The organism is Vibrio sp. Vb1026 (genome assembly GCF_033338745.1).
Classification (GTDB): Bacteria; Pseudomonadota; Gammaproteobacteria; order Enterobacterales; family Vibrionaceae; genus Vibrio; species Vibrio alginolyticus.
The window spans coordinates 1-17316 of the sequence record NZ_JAWOTH010000024.1; the positions used below are offsets into that span (position 1 = coordinate 1).

A 17316-nucleotide genomic window follows, 5' to 3' on the forward strand; every position below is an offset into this window, starting at 1 on the left:
TCAATGAATACTGAACATTACATAAAGTAATGTTTGAATTGACTGTGCTGAATCTTTCGATTCAATGGTCACTTCGTTTCATTGAAACCTAATTTGATACCGAGGTATCGAATTGGATTATCATCAACGAGTGCCCACACAGATTGATAGGTCTATATTGTTAAAGAGCAACTCTTCTTTGTGATTGACATCACTTGGGAAGAGGCGGCCATTCTAGCGAGATAATTTATTGTGTCAAACACTTTCTTCAAATTATTTCGTTTTTCTTTTCAGCCTTATCAACTTCGCTTAACCCCTTGTGAGGCCTTGCCCTGTCGACGAGGAGGCATTATAGAGATCGCGCTCACATTGGCAAGTGTTATTTTTCAAAAATTGCAAAAATAATGGTTAAACGATGAGTTTTCGATCAAACCTTTATTTATTCAACTTTACCCCAAACTCTCACACAACTTATCCACAGAATTGTTCTTTGAGACGTGTTTTTCAAGTACCATAAATAAAGAAAGCTGCTTTATTGCAGCTATCTTTATTAAACTTAACCTAAACTCTATTTAAAGAGCATTATGGCTATATGCCAGACCCATCTTGTTCAGAGCCATCATCTTCGTGTAGGCCACATTCTCGCTTTAAGCCAAAGAATCGAGTTTCTTCCTCTGACATTCCCGGCTCCCATTTACGAGTAGTATGTGTATCACCAACTGAAAGGTAACCTTCATCCCACAATGGGTGGTATTTAAGGCCGTGTTGTTCTAAGTAGTAATGAACGTCTTTATTAGTCCAATCAATTACTGGTAGAAATTTAAACACACCGTTCTGAATTGATAGAATCGGTAAACCTGCACGAGATTTACTTTGCTCTCGACGCAGTCCAGAGAACCACGTTCCAACATTAAGCTCTTTTAACGCTCGACGCATCGGCTCAACTTTATTGAGCTTGTTGTATTTTTCAATTCCCTCTACGCCTTGCTCCCATAATTTTCCATATCGAGCTTCTTGCCAATTCGCACTTTCCTTGGCTCGATAAACTTTTAAATTTAGGTTGAGAGCATCTGTCAGCTCATCGATAAATCGGTACGTCTCAGCAAACAGGTAACCAGTATCGGTTAGAATGACGGGGATGTCCGCTTTGGCGCGAGTAACTAAATGAAGCATAACCGCGGCTTGAATACCAAAACTAGAAGAAACCGCGAACTCGCCTTCTAGATTATCTAAAGCCCACGCTACTCTCTCTTGTGCTGAAAGCTTTTCGAGCTCGACATTAATTTGAGCAAGACGGAGGATTTGCTCCGTCTTTGTTAATGTCAGTAACTCTGTGAGCTCCAGCTTGGATGCTACAGAATCAAGCATGAAAGTCCCTCTTTGATACGAGCACTTCTTGGATAATGCCAGCACGAATAGTGAAATCGCCAAAGGCTTCGCCTTCTTCACGCTCTTTCGACCATCGAGCCACCAGCAGATCAATCTCTTCTAAGATTTGCTTATCCGTGATGTTCTCTTTATACATTTTTGGTACTCGAGTACCGGCACGGTTACCACCTAGGTGCAAGTTGTAACGACCCGGCGCTTTGCCAACTAGACCAATTTCAGCCAACATTGCGCGACCACAACCATTTGGACACCCAGTTACACGCAAAATGATGTTGTCATTTTCTGGTAGGTTGTGCTTCTCCAGAATCCCCTCAACATCAGTAACAAACTGAGGAAGGAAACGTTCAGCTTCTGCCATCGCTAGCGGACAAGTTGGAAAAGCAACACAAGCCATTGAGTTCTTACGCTGTTCACTTACGCCGTCGTCCATTAAGCCATGTTCACGAGCGATCTTTTCAATCTTCGCTTTTTCGTTTTTAGGTACACCCGCAACAATTAGGTTTTGGTTTGCTGTCATGCGGAAATCGCCTTTGTGGATTTTGGCAATTTCAGCAACACCCGTCTTAAGTGGTTTACCTGGAAAGTCTAATAAGCGACCATTTTCGATGAAAAGCGCTAAATGATATTTACCATCAATTCCTTCTACCCAGCCAATACGGTCACCACGTTCTGTGAATTCATATGGACGGCTTTGCTCAAACTTAACACCAGCACGTTTCTCGACTTCCGCTTTAAAGACATCGCTACCTACACGATCCAATGTGTATTTGGTTTTTGCGTTCTTACGGTTTGAACGGTTACCCCAGTCGCGCTGAGTTGTTACTACAGCTGCGGCAACATCAAGTGTCTTGTCCAGCGGAATAAAGCCAAAGTCGTCAGCGCGGCGCGGATAAGTTGATGTATCGCCATGCGTCATCGCTAAGCCGCCGCCGACCAGGACGTTAAAACCAACCAGCTTGCCGTTATCTGCAATCGCTACGAAGTTGAGATCGTTAGCGTGTACATCTACGTCATTTTGCGGTGGGATAACCACTGTGGTTTTAAACTTACGTGGTAAGTAGTTCTTGCCTAGAATCGGTTCGTCTTCTTCCGTGCTTTCTACTTTTTCACCGTCTAGCCAAATCTCTGCATAAGCGCGTGTTTTCGGAAGCAGGTGTTCACTGATTCTCTTCGCCCATTCGTAAGCTTCTTGGTGTAACTCTGACTCCACTGGATTAGTGGTACACAACACGTTACGGTTTACATCACCCGCGGTTGCAATCGAATCAATGCCAATACTGTTGAGCGTTTGATGCATCAACTTAATATTCGGTTTTAATACCCCATGAAACTGGAACGTTTGGCGAGTCGTCAGACGAATACTTCCATATAAAGAGTGCTCCGTTGCGAACTTGTCGATCGCTAACCATTGCGTTGGCGTGATGATGCCTCCAGGCATACGAGCACGAAGCATCACATTATGTAATGGTTCCAGTTTTTGCTTTGTGCGTTCATTACGGATATCACGATCGTCTTGTTGATACATACCGTGGAAACGAATTAACTGGAAGTTGTCGGCAGTAAAGCCACCAGTAATACGGTCCTGTAAATCTTGCTCAATGGTGCCACGTAATAAGTTGCTTTCTCGCTTCAGGCGCTCGTTATCAGATAGCGGCCCTAACTCTTCACCTAATACAACCTGCTTATTATTGTCCGTAGAAAAAGTCATTAGTACACATCCCTCTGATAACGTTTCGCTTTACGTAGGTCATTAATAAATTGTTCTGCATCGTCACGCGGCATCTTGCCTTCTTGTTCAGCAACGATAACCAATGCGTCGTGCACATCTTTTGCCATACGCGTTGCATCACCGCAGACATAGATATAAGCGCCTTCTTGGATCCACTGCCACACTTGAGCTGCGTTTTCTAAGATGCGATGTTGTACGTAAACCTTTTCTACTTGGTCACGACTAAAGGCAACATCCAATCGGCTTAGTACTCCTGACTTGAGATACTTTTGCCATTCCACTTGGTACAAGAAATCTTGAGTGAACGTGCGATCACCAAAGAACAACCAGTTTTTGCCTTCAGCATCGCGGTTTTCACGTTCCTGAATAAAGCTACGGAATGGTGCGATCCCTGTGCCAGGACCAACCATGATAATTGGAGTACTATCATCTTCCGGCAGTTTAAAGTTGTTGTTATGCTCAACAAATACTTTAACTTCATCTCCCTCTTCGAGACGCTGTGCTAAGAAACTAGACGCACCACCATATCGTTTTTCGTCGTTTTGTTCGTACTCAACCAAAGCAACCGTTAGGTGTACTTCTTCATCGACCTCTTCTTGGCTTGATGCAATAGAGTAAAGGCGTGGAGTAAGACGACGAAGCAAACCAATCAACTCATCTGCGGTTAACTTGGTTTTCTTTTCTGCCAGTACATCAACGATTTGAGTATTTGCAGAGTACTCGCGAAGCTTATCTTTATCTTCAACTAACTTTTGTAGCTTCTTGCTACCGGATAACTCGGCAAACTTTGTGATGAGCTGCGGGTTAGATGTTGTGATTTCATATTTACTCACAAGAGCACTGTGGATTGACAAGCTTTCACCATCAACGTCAACAGTCTCAACCCCAGACAAACCGACCTTACCAAGAATGGCATTTGCAAGTTCCGAGCTATTTTCAAACCACACACCTAGTGCATCACCTGGCTGATACGTTAAGCCCGAGCCTTCTAAGTCGATTTCTATATGACGAACGTCTTTTCCAGAGTCACGGCCCGTGATTTTTTGACTGGTCAGTAACGTCGCAGTGTACGGATTTTGTTTATTGTAAGGAGAGTGCGCAGTCGCAGCTTGACCCACAGGAAGTTGAACCACATCCGCTTCAGAGCCAGAAGAAAGTGTATCTTTTACCTTGTCTAACGCATTCTTACGCCATTCAGTTGCGCGGGCTTCATAATCCACATCGCAATCAAGACGCTCGATAAATGGAGTCGCGCCTAGCTTTGATAGGTAAGTGTCGAAGTCTTTACCGGTCTGACAGAAGAACTCGTAGCTAGAATCTCCCAATGCAATAACACCATATTGCAGGTTTGGCAGCTTAGGAGCCTTCTTCGATTGCAAAAACTCATGTAGCTCAATGGCATTGTCTGGCGCTTCGCCTTCGCCGTTAGTCGATGCCACAATAATGACATGCGTTTCTTTGGCTAAGTTTTTACCTTTGTAATCGCTTGCATCAAAAAGTTCGACTGCAATTCCTTCTGCTTTTGCTTCCTGTTCCAGAGCTTCAGCAACACCTTTAGCATTGCCCGTTTGGGAAGCAAAAATAATACTCAACTTACCTGCTGGCTTCGCTGATACGGCTGCCGTTGCTTGTGCAATTGGCGTTACCGCTGTGTTTGGTTGATTTTGAGCTAATCCCCAAAAATACCCACTGACCCAAGCAAGTTGCTGTGAAGACAACTCAGAGACAGTTTGTTGGAGTGAGCTAATTTGTTGGTCATTCAGAGGGCTTGCGATTGGAGGATTTCCTCCTTGCCCATTATTATCTTCAGACACATTCTTGTGAGAATACTCATTCTTTTGAAAAGACATTATCACGACATCCCTATTCATTGCGTGACGATAGAGTACCCACTCTCCTTAATAACAAGAAAGAATAGAAGTGAATGTTTTATAACTTTTTGGAAGTAAGAACGGCTTACTTTTTGCTCATCGATCTTCAATGCGGACTTGTTGAAAGCCTACTGCCATTGCCGATTTTGACGCAGTATCCAAATCTTCATAAAGACATTCTTCGCCGTGACTGTCCGTTAGAAAAACAAAACCACCGCGCGCATGTCTGAACTCTACAACCCAACCACCCTCTTGGATTGCAGGCTCAATAATCGCTTCGATAAGCTGATTTTCACGGAATAGATGTCTTAGTTCATTTATTGTCATCGCTATCCCTGCTTTAACTTTCACATTGCTCCTAGGTAAGCATGGTCTAAGTCAGCCAAATAGGGAGAAATTTCGATTAGATATAATGAAGTGATATAAAAAAACGCCGCTTATAAAGCGACGTTTTAAGTAAATCGAATATCTAACATGGCTGAATTTAGAACGCGTATTCCGCACTCACAAAGAAGCCGTTAGCAAAAATAAACTCTTTCCCTAGATCCGACATGAATTTATCGGACTCTAAATCAATCACACGGTAACCTCCACGAAAAGCCAGTCGAGCTTTTTCGAGCGGTACATTGTATTGAACACCTGCCATGAAATCGGTGCTTTTGATACCTTTGTTGTCACCAAAGTTTATCTCACCAATCACATCAAAGTTTGTATCCGGAACTTGAATTTCTGCGTAACCATACCAAGCCCAAATCAGCTCATCAAATTCTTCTACACGCCTGCTTGAGCCAGCATCAATGTATTTAGTGTCACTTAAATTACTGAACGTGAGACCCGCATCAAAGTGCAATAAATCATGCTCTAGAACGTGGTAATACAAGGTTAAATCGAGCTTATCGAACCCCATGTAATCCGCATCAACACTTGAGTAACGAAGGCGCGCATTAGGGACGTATTTTACATCATGTTCAATCGCCGCGTAAAAAGTGCCTGCGGTACTGCTATCTCGTCTCACTTCATTAACTTTAGTGTCGGCAGCCCATACCTCTGCACCGACTTTTGTCGATACAGAGTACTCTGCAAAAACAGGAAAAGATACTGCCAACGATAATGCCGTTAAAGCGATGTTCGCTTTATTTGTCATGTAGTATTTACTCCGAGATAGCTGATATTCACGTAGAGGACGTGAGAGGAAATATACCATATTCTCACGCCTCTCCATCAACTAAATGATGTTACTCATTATTTATAGCGGGGCTGAGCAACGTAATTCTTGAAGAACCAAATACCCAATGCAATCACGATTAACCATGGTAATAGTTTGAGTACCGCTCCAACCATTCCCAGTAAAAACATCACAACTAACGCAATACCAGTTGCTGCGAATACGGTCATCATTGTGATACCCGTAACCAACAAGGTCGCCGCAAAGACTAAAATAAAGATTAGCTCCAACATAATCACTTCTCCATTTGTTTTCAATAAACAGAGCAGTTTCCATACCAACTTACAGAAACGAAGTTAAGATTATGATTTTTAATAAAAAAACAAAGCCAGAGGCATTTCTGCACTCTGGCTTTATCATTCTTTAGTTGGTAATTTTAGCCATTCACTGGCGAATTTTACACATTCAATTCTTTTGGAATCTTAGCTAGCGCGTCTTGCAATACTTCTAGACCAGAACCTGGTTTGTGCGCATTTTCACTGATATGACGACGCCATTGACGAGCACCGGGCATGCTTTGGAACAAACCTAACATGTGGCGGGTAATATGACCAAGGTACGCACCTTTCGCTAATTGCGCTTCAATGTATGGGTACATCTCTTCAACAATTTCGCTGCGTTTCTTCACTGGAGCATTAGAGCCAAACAACTCTTGGTCTACCGATGCCAGTAAATATGGGCTTTGGTATGCTTCACGACCAATCATCACACCGTCAAGATGCTGAAGATGTGCTTTTGCTTCTTCTAATGATTTCACGCCACCGTTAATCGCAATCGTTAGGTGTGAGAAGTCTTGCTTCAATTGGTAAGCGCGTGGGTAATCCAATGGTGGGATCTCGCGGTTTTCTTTTGGGCTTAGACCACTTAACCATGCTTTACGTGCGTGGATAGTGAACTGCTCACAGCCACCCTTTTCTGAAACAATAGAAACGAAATCCGTTAGGAACTCGTAGGAGTCTTGATCATCAATACCAATGCGAGTCTTTACTGTTACAGGGATATCGACCACGTCTTTCATTGCTGCGACACAATCCGCAACTAACTGCGGTTCAGCCATTAGGCAAGCACCGAAGCGACCATTTTGTACGCGGTCAGATGGACACCCCACATTTAGGTTAATCTCATCGTAGCCACGCTCTTGCGCTAGCTTGGCACACGTAGCCAAATCTGCTGGGTTTGAACCACCAAGTTGAAGGGCTAACGGATGCTCTTCTTCGTTATAAGCCAGGAAATCTCCTTTTCCATGAATGATCGCACCTGTCGTCACCATTTCAGTGTACAGCAGGGTTTCTTTGGTCATTAAGCGATGGAAGTAGCGACAATGACGATCAGTCCAATCTAACATTGGTGCTACGGAGAGCCTGCAAGAATGAGTCATGATATAAACACCCGTTTTTATGTTGCCAAGGTCGAGCGCAGCAGTACGCTCAAAAAATAAGTCGGGTATTGTATACCCAAGCACCTCTGGGTGCTAGTTTCAGCGAGAATGATTTGGTTGGCTGACTAGCCAAGTGCTTAGGAATACGCAGAAGTAATACGAATCTGTCATTCGTTGATTCATTCTGTGATGATTATTCCGCCTTCACACCACCACCGACTTGCTTTAATTCATGATTTTCGTTCTGATAGTGGGTAAAATGAAGCATTTCTAAACGAACTTCGTATAGAAATGATTTATCATAGAGCACGTCCGATAGTTATGGTGAAAGGTTTGAACCCAACAATCATTGAACAAATTGAAAGTATCTGCGCAGAGCGTGGAGTACGACTGACTCCGCAACGCCGACGCGTATTTGAACTCATTTGTTCTAATCGCCGCGCCTCAAGTGCGTATGAGCTATTGGAGCAACTAAAAGAGAGTGAGCCTCAGGCTAAGCCGCCCACTGTTTATCGAGCATTAGATTTTCTCCTAGAGCAAGGCTTCATCCACCGAGTGGAATCGACAAATAGCTTTATTACTTGTTGTTCTTTCAATACTCAGCAGCACTTTTTCCAATTACTAATTTGCGATAAATGTGGTGATGTCGTTGAACTCGAAGATGAGACGCTGATATCCTTGTTAGCCGAAAACGCCGAGAAGCATGGATTCAAACTGACCAACCAAGTTATTGAAACTCATGGTGAATGCCAGGCCTGTTCCTCCGAGACGAAAGAAAAAGTATAGAAGAACGTTATGCGCGCTGAATTTGTAAACCCGTTTTTAGCTTCTTTAATGAACGTGCTAAAAACTATGGCTTCTCTTGAGCTGAAGCCACAAAAACCGCGAATCAAAAAAGATGAGATCGCACGAGGTGACGTTTCTGGTCTGATTGGTATGGTAGGCCCACAAACTCGTGGTTCAATGTCGATCACCTTTGATGAAGCACTCGCCCTAGAAATCATGCAGAACATGCTTGGTGAACGTCCAAATGGGCTCAATGAAGAAGTGACCGATATGGTGGGTGAGATCACCAACATGGTTACTGGTGGTGCGAAACGCATTCTGGCGGAAAGTGGTTTTGACTTTGATATGGCAACACCGGTTGTGGTTTCGGGCCGAGGTCATACGATTCGCCACAAGTGTGAAGGCTCAATTATTATCATGCCTTTCTCTTCCCAATGGGGAAATGCCTTTATCGAAATTTGCTTCGAATAAAAGAGAAAAAATAGGTTGGCACTGGCCAACCTATTTTGTTTTTGCCTCAGGCAATAAAAAGGTCAGCATTTGCTGACCTTTTCTTTATCTATTCAAACATTAAGCTTTGAACGCTTTAAATGCGTTGATTAGACCGTTTGTTGAGCTGTCATGCGAGCTGATTTGAGACTCGTCTGCAAGCTCAGGTAGGATTTGGTTAGCCAGTTGTTTACCTAGCTCCACGCCCCACTGGTCAAAGCTGAAGATATTCCAGATAACACCTTGTACGAAAATTTTGTGTTCGTACATTGCGATCAAGTTACCTAGCGTACGAGGCGTGATTTGCTTCACTAGAATAGAGTTTGTTGGACGGTTACCTTCAAACACTTTGAATGGCGCAATCGCTGCCACTTCTTCAGCATTCTTACCTACTTTCACCAACTCTTCTTTCACGGTTTCTTCATTTTTACCAAACGCTAGAGCTTCAGTTTGCGCGAAGAAGTTAGACATCAGTTTTTGGTGATGATCGCTAGCTGGGTTGTGGCTAATTGCAGGTGCAATGAAGTCACATGGGATAAGCTTAGTACCTTGGTGAATTAGCTGGTAGAACGCGTGCTGACCGTTGGTACCTGGTTCACCCCAAATGATTGGGCCAGTTTGGTAAGTTACAGCATTGCCGTCACGGTCAACGTATTTACCGTTTGATTCCATGTTACCTTGCTGGAAGTACGCCGCGAAACGGTGCATGTACTGATCGTAAGGTAGGATAGCTTCTGACTCCGCACCGTGGAAGTTGTTGTACCAAATACCGATAAGCGCAAGGATCACAGGGATGTTGCTTTCTAGATCTGTTGATACAAAGTGCTTGTCCATCTCGTGAGCGCCATCAAGCAGCTCAACGAAGTTGTCGAAACCTACTGCTAGTGCAATTGATAGACCGATCGCAGACCATAGTGAGTAACGGCCACCAACCCAGTCCCAGAATTCAAACATGTTCGCTGTATCGATACCAAATTCAGACACGGCTGTCGCGTTTGTTGAAAGCGCAGCAAAGTGCTTAGCCACATGAGCCTGATCACCCGCCGATTCTAGGAACCAATCACGAGCAGTGTGCGCGTTAGTCATGGTTTCTTGTGTTGTAAACGTCTTAGACGCGATCAAGAATAACGTCGTTTCTGGGTTAACTTTCTTCAACGTTTCAACGATGTGTGTACCATCAACGTTAGATACGAAGTGAAGGTTTAGATGATTTTTGTATGGCGCTAGAGCTTCCGTCACCATGTAAGGGCCAAGGTCAGAACCGCCGATACCGATGTTCACAATATCAGTAATTGCTTTGCCTGTGTAACCTTTCCATTCACCGCCGATAACGCGCTCAGTGAATGATTTCATTTTTTCTAGAACCGCGTTCACTGCTGGCATTACGTCTTCGCCGTCTACCATAACTGGAGTATTCGCGCGGTTACGTAGTGCAGTGTGAAGAACAGCGCGACCTTCTGTTTGGTTGATCGCTTCACCACTGAACATCGCTTCAATTGCAGATTTCAGCTCGGTCTCTTTCGCAAGAGCAAACAGGTGCTTCAGAGTTTCCTCATTGATGAGGTTCTTTGAGTAATCGACTAGGATGTCTGAGCCGAAACGTGCAGAGTATTTGTCGAAACGCGCTGCGTCTTGAGCAAACAGCTCTTTAAGATCCATATCTTGTGCAGATTCGAAATGCGCCGTTAGCGCTTTCCAAGCTTGTGTTTGCGTTGGATTGATATTTTTCAACATGGTCTTTATCCCGATGTTACAGTAGGTTCCATTCCTTACAGTCTAGCGAAAACTGTGGAATCCCCGATTTAGCAAATAGAATATAAATTAGATGTTTGGGCAAATTGCCACAAAACAAGTCTTTGTAATTTTTTTTCAGGCGCCAATTATGACCGAGAGCTTTTACACTCACATTGAGTTAGGTCACGTTCCCTGCCCTGAAATTGAACAATTCATTTACGATGACAAGAATCATATCATTTACTAATGACAGGCTCTAATTGGAATAGGATAGACGCCAATTTATAAATTTCCAAAGGAACACGTATGTGGGCACAAAAAACACTGCAATTAAAAGCGAGAAGCCGCGGTTTTCACCTGATAACTGATGAAATTGAACAACAATTACCACAAATAAACGAACTTTCAGTAGGTTTATTACACTTATTTATTCAGCACACCTCCGCCAGTTTGACCTTAAATGAGAATGCTGATCCAACCGTGCGTATGGACATGGAAGCGCACCTCAATAAGTTTGTGCCAGAGCGTGCTCCTTATTATCAGCACACCTATGAAGGTGACGACGACATGCCGGCACATATTAAAGCATCACTGCTTGGCAGTAGTGTGACGGTACCAATCCAAAATGGTCGATTAGCTTTAGGAACATGGCAAGGTATTTACTTGGGTGAGCATCGAGACTTTGGTGGCGGCCGCCGCGTTATTGCTACGATTAACGGTGAGTAGATAAAACAAAGGCTAACCTTGGGTTAGCCTTTCGTTGTTTATTTTGAGTATTCCATCTCGACGCGAGGCGTTAGCTTAGTCACGAGTTCATACGCAATCGTACCAATGTGACCCGCCACTTCTTCTACTGGGAGCTCTTTCCCCCAAAGAATCGCTTCGTCGCTGACTTTATCCGTTGCGTCTGGTCCCAAATCGACCGTCAGCATATCCATGGAAACTCGACCTGCAATAGGTACTTTACGGCCATTAACCCACACCGGCGTACCGTTTGGAGCACTTCTTGGGTAACCGTCGCCATACCCTACAGCGATGACCCCAACTTTTGTATCTCGCTCACTGGTCCAAATACCACCGTAGCCAACACTTTCGCCCTTCTTCACTTCACGTACCGCAATAAGGTGGGATTTAAGTGTCATAACAGGTTGATACCCAAGATCTTGCGCCGTTTTGTCATCGAATGGCGACACACCATACATGATAATACCCGGACGAACCCAATCTAAATGGCTTTGAGGCCATGCCAATAACCCCGCAGATGCCGCCAGTGAACGTTCCCCTTGGCAACCAGAAGTCAACGATTTAAACAGCTCAATCTGTTGTGGGGTAATATCGCTATCCAGCTCATCTGCACAGCCAAAGTGGCTCATGTAACGCAACGGTTTCGCTACATTTGGACACTCCTTCAGCCGCGTTACAAAGTCGTCATATTGTTCAGGACGAACCCCAAGGCGGTGCATGCCACTGTCAATCTTCAGCCACACGACAACCGGAGTTTCAAGGTCTGCTTGCTCCAAGGCGATAAGCTGCTCTTCACAGTGCACCACGGTTTGGATGTTGTTCGTCACAAGAACAGGTAAATCACCAGGAGAGTAAAAACCTTCTAGCAATAGAATCGGCTTTACTACTCCACAAGCGCGCAGTTGCAATGCTTCTTCAATGCGAGCCACGCCAAACGCATCCGCATGGTTAGCATGTTTTGCGACATGACGTAATCCGTGACCATAACCATTGGCCTTGACGACAGCCATCACTTTACTTTGTGGCGCTTGAGCTTTTACGCGCTGTAAGTTGTGCTGCAACGCAGACAAATCAATGCACGCCTTGGCCGCTTTCATATAGCTCATGGAATTACTCATCATCAATATCGAATGCAGGACCCGCGTAGTTGTCGAAACGCGAATGTTGACCTTGGAAAGTGAGGCGAACAGAGCCGATAGGACCGTTACGCTGTTTACCAATAATGATTTCGGCCGTACCTTTGTACGGACTATCTGGGTGATAAACCTCATCACGGTAGATGAACATGATCAAGTCGGCATCCTGCTCGATGGAACCGGATTCACGCAAGTCCGAGTTTACTGGTCGTTTATCCGCACGTTGCTCTAGGGAACGGTTTAGCTGCGACAGTGCCACAACAGGCACATTTAGCTCTTTTGCCAGCGCCTTAAGAGAGCGAGAGATCTCAGCAATCTCAAGAGTACGGTTATCGGTTAACGAAGGCACGCGCATCAACTGAAGGTAGTCGACCATGATCATCGATAGACCGCCATGTTCACGAGCGATACGGCGAGCGCGCGAACGCACTTCGGTCGGAGTTAGACCAGAGCTATCATCAATGTACATATTTTTCTTCTGCATCAGGATACCCATAGTAGAAGAAATACGCGCCCAATCTTCGTCATCTAGCTGACCCGTACGGATCTTGGTTTGGTCTACACGAGACAAAGAGGCCAACATACGCATCATCAACTGTTCAGCTGGCATCTCTAACGAAAAAATAAGTACGGGCTTTTCTTGTTGCATGGCCGCATTTTCACACAAGTTCATCGCAAAGGTCGTTTTACCCATCGATGGACGCGCTGCGACAATCACCAAATCAGAGCCTTGCAAACCTGCGGTTTTCTTATTGAGATCGGTGAAACCGGTATCGACCCCCGTAACACCATCTTGTGGCGTTTTATACAACAACTCGATACGTTCTAACGTCTTTTCGAGGATGTTGTCGACGTTTTGTGGTCCTTCGTTTTCACTAGTTCGAGACTCGGCGATAGCAAAAACTTTACTCTCCGCCATGTCTATTAAATCTTCAGAACTGCGACCTTGAGGGTCATAGCCCGCGTCCGCAATTTCATTCGCGACACCAATAAGGCCACGAACAATCGCACGCTCAGCGACAATATCAGCATACGCATTGATGTTAGCTGCACTTGGCGTATTCTTCGCCAAGTCAGCGAGGTAAGCAAAACCGCCTACATCTTCTAACAACTCGTGACGCTCTAGATATTCCGATAAAGTAATAAGATCGAGAGGTTTACCCGCTTCAAGAATGGTTTTTACACCTTCAAAAATCAGGCGGTGTGGACGACTATAGAAATCACTGCTCACAACACGTTCGGCAACGGTGTCCCAACGTTCATTATCCAGTAAAAGACCACCAATTACTGATTGCTCGGCTTCTAGTGAGTGAGGTGGCACTTTGATTGCGTCGACCTGACTGTCTGAAGGTTTGCGATTTCTGTTTTCCGCCATGACTTTGCTCGATAACTACTATTGACCCACGATTATAACCTTAACCTAACTGAGATGCTTCCCCGAAGCGACAATTACTTGTTAAGAAATCATCATGTGAACCACCCAGGTAATAGCCTGGTTCTTCCGCCTAGCTCTAATAAAAATTAACCTACCATTGACCCAACCAAATATCTGTATCAGTATCATGCCCCTCCTTTTTGATTACGTTCGAGGTTGATGTGTCCCGATACTGGTTACTTAGCTTTAGCCTACTGTGCGCTAGTGCATCGTATGCTGACGAATCAGTACAGCCAGAGCAAAATATTGATGTACCCGACCCACTAAAAACCGAGGTGGAGTTCGGCTATCAAGCTCACACAGGTAACACGGACTCTCGTTCCCTGAATGCTCGTTTGAGTGCTGAATATACGTCAGGTCGACAACGTTCTAATGGTGAATGGAAGTACTACAACTTGTACAAAGACGGTGAAGAAGACAAACGCTCATCCACCTACTCCCTACAGAGTGACTACAAGTTAGGCCCTAAGACATATTTGTATGGCAGCTTTAAAGGGGTGGATTCTCGCTACAGTGCTTATTTTAAAGACTATACGTTGTCAGGTGGTTTGGGTTACCAGTTCTCCTACACTGAGAACTTCATTTTAGAGGTAGAGGTAGGCCCTGGTTTTCGCTATCAAGAGCCAAACTTAGACGAAATAGATGATGACGATATTGTCTTTCCCGATATCGTTAGAGAAGGCATTTTTCGAGGAAATATCAACACAACTTGGCATGCGTTGGATAATTTAAGTTTCGCAGCTGATATTACGTTGGTAACAGGTAGAAGTAACACACGTACTGATAGTGAACTCAGTGTAACCAATGATATTACTGAAGATATTGCACTGAAACTGGCGCACTCTCGTCAGTATCACGATAAAGTGCCTGAAGGCTTAAGCAAAGCAGACAGCGTATTTTCCGTTAATTTACTTTTCGCTTTTTAACCCTTTTTCTCTCAGTTTTAGAAATAAAAAAAGCACCTCCAAGGAGGTGCTTTTTAGTATTTCGTCTTGATACTGAATTACTCAGCAGCAACAACTTGTAGGTTCACAGTTGCGAAAACTTCAGAGTGAAGTTGAACGCTGATCTCGAACTCACCAGTTGTACGTAGAGCACCTTCAGGAAGGCGAACTTCGCTCTTAGCAACTTCAACGCCTGCAGCTGTGATAGCGTCAGCGATGTCACGAGTACCGATAGAACCGAATAGTTTGCCTTCGTCACCAGCTTTAGAAGCGATAACTACAGCTTCTAGAGCGTTAACTTTCTCTGCGCGAGCTTCTGCAGCAGCTAGTTGCTCAGCAACTTTAGCTTCTAGTTCAGCACGACGAGCTTCAAACATTTCAACGTTAGCTTTAGTTGCCATAACTGCTTTACCTTGTGGGATAAGGAAGTTACGAGCGTAGCCAGATTTAACGTTTGCAGTATCGCCAAGACCACCTAGGTTACCAATTTTATCAAGTAGAATAACTTGCATTGCTTAATCCTCTTTCTTAATAAAATGAACCGATTACTGATGCTTGTCAGTGTACGGTAGTAGAGCTAGGTAGCGTGAACGCTTGATAGCACGTGCTAGTTGACGCTGGTACTTAGCGCTTGTACCAGTGATACGGCTAGGTACGATTTTACCAGCTTCAGTGATGTAGTTTTTAAGAGTTGCTACGTCTTTGTAATCAATCTCTTGTACGCCTTCTGCAGTGAAACGGCAGAATTTACGACGACGGAAGAAACGAGCCATGGGCTATCTCCTGATCTTAAATTTGAGTAATGTTGTCGGCGTGTAACACTAATTTTCCCACGCCATTTCGGCCGGTTTGATAAGTGACAAAACCACTTACCTTAATGTTACTGCCTTGAACTAAATTCTGAGTTAGTGCTTGTGACCCAAGCCCGCTGACGACTACCGGCATACGACAATAAACTTGTCGAGGTAAGTCAGCTTCGATAATAGTAGAGCGATGCTCCAGCCAAAACCGACAGTGTTCAATGCCACCAGGGCTTTTACTACGAATGGGCGGTTTGGCAATGGTGCCGCTCAGCTCCATTCGATTGGCCATAAGAAAACTTACTCAGCAGCTTCTGACTTAGCTTCAGGCTTAGCTTCAGAACGCTCTTCACGACGTGGAGCACGCTCTTCTTTTTGCTTAAGCATGATAGATTGCTCAGTGATCGCTGCTTTAGTACGCATGATCATGTTACGTAGAACTGCATCGTTGAAACGGAAAGCAGTTTCTAGCTCATCAATTACAGCTTGGTCAGCTTCAACGTTCATAAGAACGTAGTGAGCTTTGTGAAGCTTGTTGATTGGGTAAGCCAGTTGACGACGGCCCCAGTCTTCTAGACGGTGGATTTTACCGCCAGCTTCAGTGATTGAACCAGTGTAACGCTCGATCATGCCAGCAACTTGCTCGCTTTGATCTGGGTGCACCATGAATACGATTTCGTAATGACGCATTGGTTGCTCCTTACGGATTATTCAGCTTCCACAAATGGCTCAGTCGTCCAGAGGAAGCAAGGAACTAAAGATAATTGACTGAGTTTAAGGAGCACGAATAGTACAGAAAGGGCGTAAAATAGGCAAGTGATTATTTGCTCAGCGCAGTGGATATTTAATTTCTTCTAATACTAGAAAACACAAAGGCTGCCAACAAGCTGGCAGCCTTTAAAATCAGCGTGTTATTGCGCTGGCTTATCGGTGCTTATTTAACTTCAGCCAGTTCAGCGCGCATTTGATCGATCACTTGTTTGTAATCTGGCTCACCGAAAATCGCCGAGCCTGCAACAAACATGTCTGCGCCCGCTTCTGCAATTTCACGAATGTTGTCAACCTTCACACCGCCATCGATTTCTAAGCGGATATCACGACCAGACTCGTCAATCATCTTACGAACGGCACGCAGTTTATCTAGTGTATGAGGAATGAATGATTGACCACCAAAACCAGGGTTTACCGACATCAGTAGAATCATGTCGACTTTATCCATAATAAATTCAAGACTTGCAAGTGGCGTTGCTGGGTTTAGTACCACACCAGCCTGACAGCCGTGCTCTTTAATTAACTGTAGTGTACGGTCTACATGATCAGAAGCTTCTACATGGAACGTAATCATCGACGCACCCGCTTTTGCGAAATCAGGAATAATACGGTCAACGGGTTTCACCATTAGGTGAACATCGATTGGCGCTGTGATGCCATAATCGCGTAGTGCTTTACACACAGGCGCACCAAAAGTCAGGTTTGGTACATAGTGGTTATCCATAACGTCGAAATGCACCACATCCGCACCCGCTGCGAGTACTTTTTCTACATCTTCACCGAGACGAGCAAAATCTGCCGATAAAATGGATGGAGCAATAAGAAAATCTTTCATACCTGACCTCAGTAGTAATGAGCAAACAATCTGCGCGCAATTCTACCGAAGCCAGTGGGGAGATCCACTAT

19 protein-coding genes are annotated in these 17316 nt (G+C 44.5%); 4 read left to right on the forward strand and 15 right to left on the reverse strand.

Annotation, left to right across the window (positions count from 1 at the left end):
• Window positions 1-567 precede the first annotated feature (567 nt).
• The 7 genes from R7E47_RS22050 to dusA form a co-directional block, all read right to left on the reverse strand.
• On the reverse strand, window positions 568-1347 hold the full coding sequence (locus R7E47_RS22050; RefSeq protein ID WP_005382748.1) for a phosphoadenylyl-sulfate reductase: 780 nt from the start codon (window positions 1345-1347) through the stop codon (window positions 568-570).
• Window positions 1340-3076 carry an assimilatory sulfite reductase (NADPH) hemoprotein subunit gene (gene cysI, locus R7E47_RS22055; protein WP_017821724.1) on the reverse strand — a complete coding sequence of 579 codons (1737 nt, stop codon included), beginning with the start codon at window positions 3074-3076 and terminating at the stop codon, window positions 1340-1342. The genes R7E47_RS22050 and cysI overlap by 8 nt, the downstream gene beginning before the upstream one ends.
• Window positions 3076-4947, reverse strand: a complete 1872-nt coding sequence (locus R7E47_RS22060) for an assimilatory sulfite reductase (NADPH) flavoprotein subunit (protein ID WP_017633538.1) — start codon at window positions 4945-4947, stop codon at window positions 3076-3078. The genes cysI and R7E47_RS22060 overlap by 1 nt, the downstream gene beginning before the upstream one ends.
• Before the next feature lie 117 nt (window positions 4948-5064).
• On the reverse strand, window positions 5065-5295 hold the full coding sequence (locus R7E47_RS22065) for a hypothetical protein (protein WP_005381264.1): 231 nt from the start codon (window positions 5293-5295) through the stop codon (window positions 5065-5067).
• A gap of 157 nt (window positions 5296-5452) precedes the next feature.
• Complete coding sequence (locus tag R7E47_RS22070) at window positions 5453-6112, reverse strand: TIGR04219 family outer membrane beta-barrel protein (RefSeq protein WP_005381265.1); 660 nt, start codon at window positions 6110-6112, stop codon at window positions 5453-5455.
• A gap of 98 nt (window positions 6113-6210) precedes the next feature.
• On the reverse strand, window positions 6211-6426 hold the full coding sequence (gene pspG / locus R7E47_RS22075; RefSeq protein ID WP_005381266.1) for an envelope stress response protein PspG: 216 nt from the start codon (window positions 6424-6426) through the stop codon (window positions 6211-6213).
• 164 nt (window positions 6427-6590) lie between these two features.
• A complete protein-coding gene (dusA, locus tag R7E47_RS22080) occupies window positions 6591-7571 on the reverse strand; it encodes a tRNA dihydrouridine(20/20a) synthase DusA (RefSeq protein ID WP_017821727.1) in 981 nt (326 codons plus the stop codon).
• A gap of 321 nt (window positions 7572-7892) precedes the next feature.
• Between dusA and zur the strand changes: the two genes are divergently transcribed.
• Window positions 7893-8357 carry a zinc uptake transcriptional repressor Zur gene (zur, locus tag R7E47_RS22085; RefSeq protein WP_005381268.1) on the forward strand — a complete coding sequence of 155 codons (465 nt, stop codon included), beginning with the start codon at window positions 7893-7895 and terminating at the stop codon, window positions 8355-8357.
• 9 nt (window positions 8358-8366) lie between these two features.
• Window positions 8367-8828 (forward strand): chemotaxis protein CheX, encoded by a 462-nt coding sequence (locus R7E47_RS22090; RefSeq protein WP_005381269.1) that lies wholly within the window; start codon window positions 8367-8369, stop codon window positions 8826-8828.
• Between the two features lie 99 nt (window positions 8829-8927).
• Here R7E47_RS22090 and pgi read toward each other — a convergent pair whose 3' ends face one another.
• Window positions 8928-10580, reverse strand: coding sequence for a glucose-6-phosphate isomerase (gene pgi, locus R7E47_RS22095; protein ID WP_005381270.1), 1653 nt, complete (start codon window positions 10578-10580; stop codon window positions 8928-8930).
• A 306-nt stretch (window positions 10581-10886) separates the two neighbouring features.
• Here pgi and R7E47_RS22100 point away from each other — a divergent pair, with 306 nt between their 5' ends.
• Window positions 10887-11306: a secondary thiamine-phosphate synthase enzyme YjbQ gene (locus R7E47_RS22100; protein ID WP_053350735.1), complete on the forward strand. Its 420-nt coding sequence runs from the start codon at window positions 10887-10889 to the stop codon at window positions 11304-11306.
• A 38-nt stretch (window positions 11307-11344) separates the two neighbouring features.
• Here the strand turns inward: R7E47_RS22100 and alr are convergent, their stop codons facing one another.
• Window positions 11345-12421 (reverse strand): alanine racemase, encoded by a 1077-nt coding sequence (gene alr / locus R7E47_RS22105; protein WP_005381272.1) that lies wholly within the window; start codon window positions 12419-12421, stop codon window positions 11345-11347.
• A 13-nt stretch (window positions 12422-12434) separates the two neighbouring features.
• A complete protein-coding gene (locus R7E47_RS22110; RefSeq protein ID WP_005382759.1) occupies window positions 12435-13835 on the reverse strand; it encodes a replicative DNA helicase in 1401 nt (466 codons plus the stop codon).
• 221 nt (window positions 13836-14056) lie between these two features.
• Here R7E47_RS22110 and R7E47_RS22115 point away from each other — a divergent pair, with 221 nt between their 5' ends.
• On the forward strand, window positions 14057-14821 hold the full coding sequence (locus R7E47_RS22115) for a DUF481 domain-containing protein (protein WP_318085063.1): 765 nt from the start codon (window positions 14057-14059) through the stop codon (window positions 14819-14821).
• Window positions 14822-14898: 77 nt separating this feature from the next.
• On the opposite strand, the gene rplI is transcribed toward R7E47_RS22115, so the two are convergent.
• From rplI to rpe, 5 genes are all read right to left on the reverse strand, one after another.
• Window positions 14899-15351, reverse strand: coding sequence for a 50S ribosomal protein L9 (gene rplI, locus R7E47_RS22120; RefSeq protein WP_005381278.1), 453 nt, complete (start codon window positions 15349-15351; stop codon window positions 14899-14901).
• Between the two features lie 33 nt (window positions 15352-15384).
• Entirely contained in the window at window positions 15385-15612 is a 228-nt protein-coding gene (gene rpsR / locus R7E47_RS22125; protein WP_000090472.1) for a 30S ribosomal protein S18, read from the reverse strand.
• Window positions 15613-15628: 16 nt separating this feature from the next.
• A complete protein-coding gene (priB, locus tag R7E47_RS22130) occupies window positions 15629-15931 on the reverse strand; it encodes a primosomal replication protein N (RefSeq protein ID WP_005381298.1) in 303 nt (100 codons plus the stop codon).
• A gap of 8 nt (window positions 15932-15939) precedes the next feature.
• Window positions 15940-16329 carry a 30S ribosomal protein S6 gene (gene rpsF / locus R7E47_RS22135; RefSeq protein ID WP_005381299.1) on the reverse strand — a complete coding sequence of 130 codons (390 nt, stop codon included), beginning with the start codon at window positions 16327-16329 and terminating at the stop codon, window positions 15940-15942.
• A gap of 244 nt (window positions 16330-16573) precedes the next feature.
• Window positions 16574-17245: a ribulose-phosphate 3-epimerase gene (rpe, locus tag R7E47_RS22140; protein ID WP_005381300.1), complete on the reverse strand. Its 672-nt coding sequence runs from the start codon at window positions 17243-17245 to the stop codon at window positions 16574-16576.
• Window positions 17246-17316: the final 71 nt, after the last annotated feature.

Bases quoted from the DNA above. Each gene is read 5' to 3' on its own strand.
- R7E47_RS22050 (WP_005382748.1), bottom strand. From the start codon at position 1,347: ATGCTTGATTCTGTAGCATCCAAGCTGGAGCTCACAGAGTTACTGACA.
- cysI (WP_017821724.1), bottom strand. From the start codon at position 3,076: ATGACTTTTTCTACGGACAATAATAAGCAGGTTGTATTAGGTGAAGAG.
- R7E47_RS22060 (WP_017633538.1), bottom strand. From the start codon at position 4,947: ATGTCTTTTCAAAAGAATGAGTATTCTCACAAGAATGTGTCTGAAGAT.
- R7E47_RS22065 (WP_005381264.1), bottom strand. From the start codon at position 5,295: ATGACAATAAATGAACTAAGACATCTATTCCGTGAAAATCAGCTTATC.
- R7E47_RS22070 (WP_005381265.1), bottom strand. From the start codon at position 6,112: ATGACAAATAAAGCGAACATCGCTTTAACGGCATTATCGTTGGCAGTA.
- pspG (WP_005381266.1), bottom strand. From the start codon at position 6,426: ATGTTGGAGCTAATCTTTATTTTAGTCTTTGCGGCGACCTTGTTGGTT.
- dusA (WP_017821727.1), bottom strand. From the start codon at position 7,571: ATGACTCATTCTTGCAGGCTCTCCGTAGCACCAATGTTAGATTGGACT.
- zur (WP_005381268.1), top strand. From the start codon at position 7,893: ATGGTGAAAGGTTTGAACCCAACAATCATTGAACAAATTGAAAGTATC.
- R7E47_RS22090 (WP_005381269.1), top strand. From the start codon at position 8,367: ATGCGCGCTGAATTTGTAAACCCGTTTTTAGCTTCTTTAATGAACGTG.
- pgi (WP_005381270.1), bottom strand. From the start codon at position 10,580: ATGTTGAAAAATATCAATCCAACGCAAACACAAGCTTGGAAAGCGCTA.
- R7E47_RS22100 (WP_053350735.1), top strand. From the start codon at position 10,887: ATGTGGGCACAAAAAACACTGCAATTAAAAGCGAGAAGCCGCGGTTTT.
- alr (WP_005381272.1), bottom strand. From the start codon at position 12,421: ATGAAAGCGGCCAAGGCGTGCATTGATTTGTCTGCGTTGCAGCACAAC.
- R7E47_RS22110 (WP_005382759.1), bottom strand. From the start codon at position 13,835: ATGGCGGAAAACAGAAATCGCAAACCTTCAGACAGTCAGGTCGACGCA.
- rplI (WP_005381278.1), bottom strand. From the start codon at position 15,351: ATGCAAGTTATTCTACTTGATAAAATTGGTAACCTAGGTGGTCTTGGC.
- rpsR (WP_000090472.1), bottom strand. From the start codon at position 15,612: ATGGCTCGTTTCTTCCGTCGTCGTAAATTCTGCCGTTTCACTGCAGAA.
- priB (WP_005381298.1), bottom strand. From the start codon at position 15,931: ATGGCCAATCGAATGGAGCTGAGCGGCACCATTGCCAAACCGCCCATT.
- rpsF (WP_005381299.1), bottom strand. From the start codon at position 16,329: ATGCGTCATTACGAAATCGTATTCATGGTGCACCCAGATCAAAGCGAG.
- rpe (WP_005381300.1), bottom strand. From the start codon at position 17,245: ATGAAAGATTTTCTTATTGCTCCATCCATTTTATCGGCAGATTTTGCT.